At 36.9% G+C, this 7564-nt stretch carries 8 protein-coding genes, 1 tRNA gene and 1 pseudogene; 5 read left to right on the top strand and 5 right to left on the bottom strand.

Going from position 1 to position 7564, the window contains the following annotated elements:
* Positions 1 to 26 precede the first annotated feature (26 nt).
* Both ACXM0J_RS17785 and ACXM0J_RS17790 read right to left on the bottom strand, forming a co-directional pair.
* Complete coding sequence (locus tag ACXM0J_RS17785) at positions 27 to 1019, bottom strand: fatty acid desaturase family protein (protein ID WP_086265291.1); 993 nt, start codon at positions 1017 to 1019, stop codon at positions 27 to 29.
* 106 nt (positions 1020 to 1125) lie between these two features.
* Positions 1126 to 1926, bottom strand: a complete 801-nt coding sequence (locus ACXM0J_RS17790; RefSeq protein ID WP_086265292.1) for a PaaX family transcriptional regulator C-terminal domain-containing protein — start codon at positions 1924 to 1926, stop codon at positions 1126 to 1128.
* Positions 1927 to 2279: 353 nt separating this feature from the next.
* Between ACXM0J_RS17790 and ACXM0J_RS17795 the strand changes: the two genes are divergently transcribed.
* The 4 genes from ACXM0J_RS17795 (at position 2280) to hchA (ending at position 6281) form a co-directional block, all read left to right on the top strand.
* On the top strand, positions 2280 to 3098 hold the full coding sequence (locus ACXM0J_RS17795) for an undecaprenyl-diphosphate phosphatase (protein WP_002116515.1): 819 nt from the start codon (positions 2280 to 2282) through the stop codon (positions 3096 to 3098).
* Between the two features lie 158 nt (positions 3099 to 3256).
* Complete coding sequence (locus ACXM0J_RS17800) at positions 3257 to 4153, top strand: AraC family transcriptional regulator (protein WP_086265293.1); 897 nt, start codon at positions 3257 to 3259, stop codon at positions 4151 to 4153.
* 33 nt (positions 4154 to 4186) lie between these two features.
* Positions 4187 to 5197, top strand: a complete 1011-nt coding sequence (locus ACXM0J_RS17805; RefSeq protein WP_086265294.1) for an NAD(P)H-quinone oxidoreductase — start codon at positions 4187 to 4189, stop codon at positions 5195 to 5197.
* A gap of 208 nt (positions 5198 to 5405) precedes the next feature.
* On the top strand, positions 5406 to 6281 hold the full coding sequence (gene hchA, locus ACXM0J_RS17810) for a glyoxalase III HchA (RefSeq protein WP_086265295.1): 876 nt from the start codon (positions 5406 to 5408) through the stop codon (positions 6279 to 6281).
* A 13-nt stretch (positions 6282 to 6294) separates the two neighbouring features.
* Here the strand turns inward: hchA and ACXM0J_RS17815 are convergent.
* A tRNA-Arg gene (locus ACXM0J_RS17815) sits at positions 6295 to 6367 on the bottom strand.
* A 314-nt stretch (positions 6368 to 6681) separates the two neighbouring features.
* Between ACXM0J_RS17815 and ACXM0J_RS17820 the strand changes: the two genes are divergently transcribed.
* Positions 6682 to 6936, top strand: a complete 255-nt coding sequence (locus tag ACXM0J_RS17820; RefSeq protein ID WP_032052731.1) for a TIGR03643 family protein — start codon at positions 6682 to 6684, stop codon at positions 6934 to 6936.
* Between the two features lie 85 nt (positions 6937 to 7021).
* On the opposite strand, the gene ACXM0J_RS17825 is transcribed toward ACXM0J_RS17820, so the two are convergent.
* Together ACXM0J_RS17825 and ACXM0J_RS17830 are read right to left on the bottom strand one after the other, a co-directional pair.
* Positions 7022 to 7162, bottom strand: coding sequence for a DUF2256 domain-containing protein (locus ACXM0J_RS17825; RefSeq protein ID WP_081310885.1), 141 nt, complete (start codon positions 7160 to 7162; stop codon positions 7022 to 7024).
* A gap of 4 nt (positions 7163 to 7166) precedes the next feature.
* Positions 7167 to 7564: pseudogene (locus ACXM0J_RS17830) on the bottom strand (cryptochrome/photolyase family protein); the annotation flags it as partial.

Here is a 7564-nt window from a genome sequence, read left to right on the forward strand (position 1 = left end):
GGCCTTTCATTTATCATATGAATTAATTAAGTAGATTGTTCTGGCTTAGATGAGAGTGATTCAATCACTTTAAAATAGCTAGGTGGTGCCGGCACATGGCCACGCTCTCTCAATAAACGATGCATACGCGGCAATTTGAAGTAGGGCACCGAAGCCATTAAATGATGTTCCATATGGTAATTGACATGAATAGGCGCCACAAAACTTCTAGCAATCCAACCTGCACGTGTTGTTCGTGTATTGGTTAAAGCTGTATTACTCGTTTGCATACCTGCATGTTCGGCCATTGAGCGAATTCTTAAAAATAATGGAAACGGTGTTAAATAAGCTAGGGGCCATAACCAATAAAACCGTTGTTGACCAAAAGCTTTTAAAACACCATAAAGAGCTACATTGGTTGCAATGGCACCACTACTGTTTTTTATAAGACTTTTGGTATAGTCAACGAGCTTTTTATTACCTCGATCTAGCCAAACCTGATCATTTGCAACGGTCCATTTCATTAGATCTAGATCCATTAACACTCGACCAAAGCTAAACTTTAATCCTGTCATACCTGTTAAGTCGCGTAAAAATTTACGAGTAAGCGATTTCTTACTTACAGGGAAACCAGAAACTAACGAAAGATCGGGGTCATCTGGAGTAGAGGTTTTTGCATGATGACGAACATGATGTACGCGATATTTTTGTAGATCATTCCAGATTGGACGGGCGCATAGCCATTCGCCTACAAAGTCATTTATTTTTTTATTTTTGAATAAGCTCTTATGAGATGCATCATGCATCAAAATTGCTAGGCATAACTGGCGACCTGCCAATATAGCTAAAGCTAGCATACAAGCAAGTAATTTTCCCCAGCTAGGTAAGTAATCCCACATCATGATTAAGCTAGCAAATGTTCCGCCAATAACGGCCCACGTACTAGCAACAGCCCAAGCACCGTATATATCTGAGGGTTGTGTTAGTTCCTGTATTTCTTCTCTGCTAAATAGATCGGTCACACTCACTTGTGCATTCATTTTTATTCTCCCAAAACAAATTTTTGGTATTTATATTCAATATTACAAATATAATTATAAAATTTTAAAAAGTGAAATATTTGTTTGTAAAAAAATAAATCGCCCGTTAGTGGGCTAATTCATTTTCATAAAGTTTCTGCCATAGCTTTTGTCCAATCGAATCGAGCTGTTGTACATTTTGAGCAAACTGATTGCGGGCATACTCGTTAACAAATGGAGAGGGTAGTAGAGGATCATTCATGAGTAAGGTAATTGTTTCACGGCCTAATAACAAAGCTTGGGTAGCGGCCTCATTTAAGGATAAATTTTTATAATTCAAAAGCCATTCTTGAATATCTTGACTATACATCTCATAGTTTTTTTCAAGTTGTTGGGTATCCCACAAAGAAGGAATTAACGAAACTGTTTTTGAGTCAAATTTTTGAATAATAGAAATTTTAGCTTCATTTTCAAGCCCCGCTAAAATAAGCTCTTCACATGTTTTTTCAAAGCTATACGCTAAATTATCTGGACGTATATAAATGCCAGTTTCGAGTTCTCTAAAACCAAATTGACTTAAAGTGCGTTCTCTTTTTTTTAAAGCGGTCCGATCAATACGACCTAAAGTTCCAGTGAAGACTGCCAGATATTGATGTTGCCATTCTTTAGTCTGCTTAATGCCATTTTTACGATTCAAAATGACTTTTGCCCATTCTTTGGTTGATGGTGAAAGTTGATAAATGCCGCGTTCTACGCTTTCTATCATGCCTTCATTTAATAGCCGAGTTGTCGCAACACGAATACCATTGTCACTCATATTAAAAAGTTTAGCGGCAATTAATATTTGTTTAATGGTGAGTTGAGGGTAGGCCGAGGAAAGAAATAAATCGATAATGAGATGGCGTGCATTAATTTTGGTATTTTTCATTCAGATAGAATTTTTGATATGAGCTGCATTTGTTCAGAATAATATCATGTTTTTTTAAGGACTTTTTAAGATCATTTTGTAGAGTAAGTAAAGGTAAAAAGCTTTGTCTATAAAAAGAAAAACCTTGGCAGTTCTTAACCAAGTTTTATCTTTTTACGATAGTTAACCCAAGTTTGTCATCATGATGTGATACATTATCGCACTTTAAATAAACTGCCTTTAACTAGGGGCAATAACCACAAACGTTAGAAATGATCTGATATTGGACATGTGATAAGTCTAATTTGAGACTTACCAATTGCGATTAAACAAATTTTAGGTCGTTCTAATGATTAACTTTCTTTGAGCAAGTTATGGAAAATTTTGAAGTTATAAAAGCACTGTTTTTAGGCTTTGTCGAAGGCTTAACTGAATTTTTACCAATCTCGAGTACAGGTCATTTAATTTTATTTGGTCATATTATCGATTTCCACTCAGACGGCGGTCGTGTATTTGAGGTCGTAATCCAGTTAGGTGCTATTTTGGCAGTGTGCTGGTTATACCGACAAAAAATAATTAACTTGATTAAGGGATTCTTTAGTGGTGATGTGGAGTCACGTCATTTTGCGATTAGTGTGCTTATTGCATTCTTTCCAGCAGTCATTATTGGTGTTCTAGCTGTCGACTTTATTAAAAGTGTTCTATTTAGCCCAATTGTGGTTGCGATTGCCTTAATTGTCGGTGCCCTGATCATTTTCTGGGTTGAATCTAGACAATTTGAACATAAGACACTCGATGCAACTAAAATTACTTTTAAGCAAGCGCTTTTAGTGGGTCTTGCTCAGTGTGTGGCGATGATTCCAGGAACTTCACGTTCAGGCGCAACAATCGTAGGTGGAATGTTTGCGGGCTTATCACGTAAAGCTGCTACAGAATTCTCTTTCTTCCTTGCTATGCCAACCATGTTGGGCGCTGCGACTTTTGACTTGATTAAAAATGCTGACGTACTCACCTCAGACAATATGGTTAATATTGGCGTAGGTTTCGTTGCTGCTTTTATTGCTGCGCTGTTTGTTGTAAAAGCATTGGTACTGTTTGTAGAACGTCACACTTTACGTGTATTTGCTTGGTACCGAATTGTCCTCGGTGTAATTATTTTAATTGCAGCCATGTTCTTTAATTTATCGGCTTAAATAGCCTGATAAAGTGAAAAAACCTAGAATGCTCTAGGTTTTTTTATGCCTAAAAATTGATTTGAATTGCCTATTTATACAAAGTAAACGTAAGACAGATGTTTTCATTTTGGGTTCATTGTTATATTGATTATTAGATTACCTCTCACAATAAAACTATGCCGCAAAATCATCTTACAGAACATTTGGTCGATGCTTTTTTGCACTTGGCTCCAGCAGAAGGCCTCTATCCTACTTTTATTTCTAATATCACTTTAATGCGTGTAGATCATTCCACACCACCTATTGCTGTGCTGCAAGAGCCTTCAATTGTTTTAGTGATACAGGGATTAAAGCGAGGGTATATTGGTAAAGAAATCTTTCCATTTAAACAAGGGCAGTGCTTATTTATCTCTATTGCTATACCGTTTGATTGCGATACTGTTGTTGAAAATAATGAACCAATGCTGGCGATAGCCATAAAATTTGAACCACAAATGATGGCTGATCTCATTACTAAAATGGATAAACAGCAACAAGTGGTTACTGAAGATGCTCATTCAGAAGATTTAAAATTAAGCTGTGGGCTTAGAGTGATTGACATGAATGTGACTATTTCGGAGGTTGCTCTACGATTACTCAATTTACTTCGTTCTAAACAAGATACTTTTATATTGGGTGAGCAAGTTAAAAGAGAATTGGTTTATCGTGTGGTGCAGGCTTCAGGAGGCAATCTAGTCGAGAGTTTATCGGCTATGGTAAGCCGCAATGGTGTGATTTACACCATTTGTGAAATTATTCAGCGTGATTATTATCATAACTTAACGGTTCAAGATTTGGCGAAACAAGCGGGCATGAGCATATCGCTTTTTCATCAGACTTTTAAAAAGGTGACGAATTATTCTCCCTTACAGTACATCAAAATTACTCGGTTACATAAAGCACGTGAGTTGATCATGAACAATAAAATGGGAGTCGCAGAAGCAGCCTATGAAGTGGGTTATGTCAGTGCTTCACAATTTAGCCGAGAATTTAAACGACTGTTTGGCGTTCCACCCAAGTCCTCAATTATTTAACGTAGATTAGTAATTTTGAAATATAAATCAAACATGGAGCATTTTATGACCCTTCCAACAACCATGAAAATTATTGAAATTACGGCTTCTGGTGGACCTGAGGTTCTAAAAGTTCAAGATGCTAGTCTTCCAGCACCTCAGGCAGATGAAGTCTTGATTGAGGTAAAGGCTGCTGGAATTAACCGTCCTGACGTTTTGCAGCGTATGGGATTATATCCAATGCCTAAAGGTGTTACTCAAATACCGGGACTTGAAGTCGCTGGTGTTGTGGTCGCTGTAGGTGACCAAGTGGATCAATTCAAAGTTGGTGATAAAGTTTGTGCGCTAACAAATGGCGGCGGTTATGCAGAATATTGTGCGGTAACGGCCACTCAAGTATTACCAATTCCTGAAAATTTATCTTTTACACAAGCTGCTGCGATTCCGGAAACATTTTTTACGGTTTGGGCAAATCTTTTTGATATTGGCCGTTTAAAGAAAGATGAAACCGCACTAATACATGGCGGGGCAAGTGGTATTGGAACCACAGCTTTAGCGATTTGCCAAGCTTTAGGGATTAAAACTTTTGCTACGGTTGGTAGTGAAGATAAAGTTGAAGCACTCTCTAGTTTCACCACAGCAATTAACTATAAAACCCAAGATTTTGAGCAGGAAGTTTTGAAGCATACTCAAGATCAAGGTGTTGATGTCATTTTAGATATTGTAGGTGGTTCTTATTTCACGAAAAACCTAAATCTATTAAAACGTGATGGCCGATTGGTCATTATTGGTTTTATGGGTGGACGAATCGCAAAAGAATTTGATTTACAAAAACTGATTTTAAAACGTGCCACAATTACGGGTTCAACGATGCGAGCACGTAATAGCCAAGAAAAAGCACAAATTGCCCAATCTTTGCATGAGCATGTGTGGCCATTATTGGCACAAGGTAAGTGTTTACCACAAATCTATAAAACGTATGCTTTTTCAGATGTACAAAGTGCTCATGCATGTATGGAGCAAGGTGATCATATTGGAAAGATCGTTTTAGAAATGAATGTGTAACGCTATAATCATTGAAGTTTAGGTGAACGACAGGTTCGCCTAAACTGAATTTTATAATTCTAGATTCTGCCTATTTCACTATAAAAATTGCCAAATTCTATTGGCAGATTGCACCAGTTCTATAACTTCACCTATAAATTGAGTAAGAAATAACAATTGGTTCTTACCTTATTATTTCTTTCCATACTGATGAAAAAGGATAGTAACAATGAATACCGCAAATATTGATGATAAAAATCCTACTCCAGATTTGGCTGAAGATAATGCCTTTTTCCCATCACCTTATTCCCTAAGCCAATATACTGCTCCTAAAACAGATTACGATGGCACGACTTATTCAACTCCCTATGCAGGCAATAAAAAAGTTTTAATGATTGCAACTGATGAGCGTTATATCCAGATGCAAAACGGTAAGTTCTTCTCAACAGGTAACCATCCTGTAGAAATGCTTTTACCGATGTTTCATTTAGATAATGCTGGCTTCGAAATTGATATTGCGACACTTTCAGGAAATCCAGCCAAACTTGAAATGTGGGCAATGCCAAAGCAAGAACAAGTGGTGTTAGACACCTTTCAGAAATATGCAGATAAATTAAAAAATCCGCTAAAACTAGCTGACATTTTAGAAAATGCAGTCGGTGAAAACTCACCATATGCGGCTGTATTTATTCCGGGTGGGCATGGCGTATTAGCTAAAATTCCACATAGCCTTGAGGTGAAAAAAGTTCTTAAATGGGCGGTTGAACAAGATAAATTTATTATTACATTATGCCATGGTCCAGCTTCATTACTTGCTGCGGCAGTAGATGAACAACCAGAAAACTATATTTTTAAAGGCTATCAAATTTGTGTATTCCCTGATTCCTTAGATAAGGGAGCAAATATTGATATTGGTTATATGCCTGGAGCTTTACCTTGGCTAGTGGGTGAAAACCTTGAAAAACTTGGTGTGGAAATTTTAAATAAGGGTATTACAGGTCAATGTCATAGAGACCGTAAATTGCTAACTGGTGATAGTCCGCTTGCTTCTAATAATTTAGGCAAACTTGCAGCTGAAACATTGTTGGCTGAAGTGAAGGATTAACGTATTAAGTATGTGCGCCCTGAGGGACTCGAACCCACGTCGGTCGCTTAGGAGGCAACTGCTCTATCCAGTTAAGCTAAGGGCGCATAATTTTATGATTATAAACAAAAAAGCTATTGCGAAGGCAATGGCTTTTTTTACATTTTAAGTATTAAAACCTCTGCCATAGTGGCTAATAAAAATAAAGCTTTACGATTCAACAGTTGCATACTCGCTTATGCTTTATAGAAAAATAGAGTTTATAAAGCTAAAAAATCACAAAAACTTCATGTTTGTCTTTCTATGATCTTAAGTAAAACACGAAAAGATTTAAGGCGAGCAATTGGATAGATATAGTTATTTCTAAACAGTTGTTTGTTAAGAATCAGATTTGGCTACCTATAAATCAAAAGGGCACAACATGAAAAAAATTGATGAACAGGACTTATCTAGAATTATTGAAATGGCATGGGAAGATCGCACTCCATTTGAAGCAATTGAGCGAGAGTATGGCTTAAGCGAAAGCGAAGTTATTCGTTTAATGAGATACAACCTAAAAACCAATAGTTTTAAACTTTGGCGTAAACGTATGGCAGGGCGTAAAACTAAGCATCAACAATTACGTTCACCAGACGTTGAACGAGCTTACTGCTCTCGTCAGTATAAATATGCTTAACATCATCAGATATAATCAATTGAAATCCAGCTGATTCAACAATTAAGAGTAGTGTTGAATCAGTTAAAACAATCGAGTGAAATATCTACTTAGTTGATCGGGCTTGTCTTTTACATCTTTCAGAGCAATATTTTACTTCTTCCCAGCAACGTTCCCATTTTTTTCGCCAGTCAAAAGGACGTTGACAATAGGCACATATTTTCTGGGGTAAATGTTGTTTTTTCATGATCTTAAAGCTCATCAAGTTGATGAATAAGTAACTTGGCATGCTGCATGACAGAAGCTTTATCTTTCATACGATCAAGGTTTTTATAGACCATAGCCATTCTGGGATTCTGACGAAATATGGCCTCATGTCGGCTCATAAAATACCAATATAAACTGTTAAATGGACAACTGTCAGACTCAGTTTTTGTTTTGACGTTATAGGTACAGTGCTGACAATAATTTGACATTTTATGTACGTAATTACCTGATGCAGCATAGGGTTTACTTGCCATGATGCCGCCATCTGCATACATTGCCATGCCTAAAGTATTCGGTAATTCGACCCATTCATAAGCATCTACATAGACTGCTAAATACCATTTGCAAATTTCTGATGGAATTACACCTGCTAAAAGTGCAA

This window comes from Acinetobacter sp. GRABPA_MV_2 (assembly GCF_056725885.1).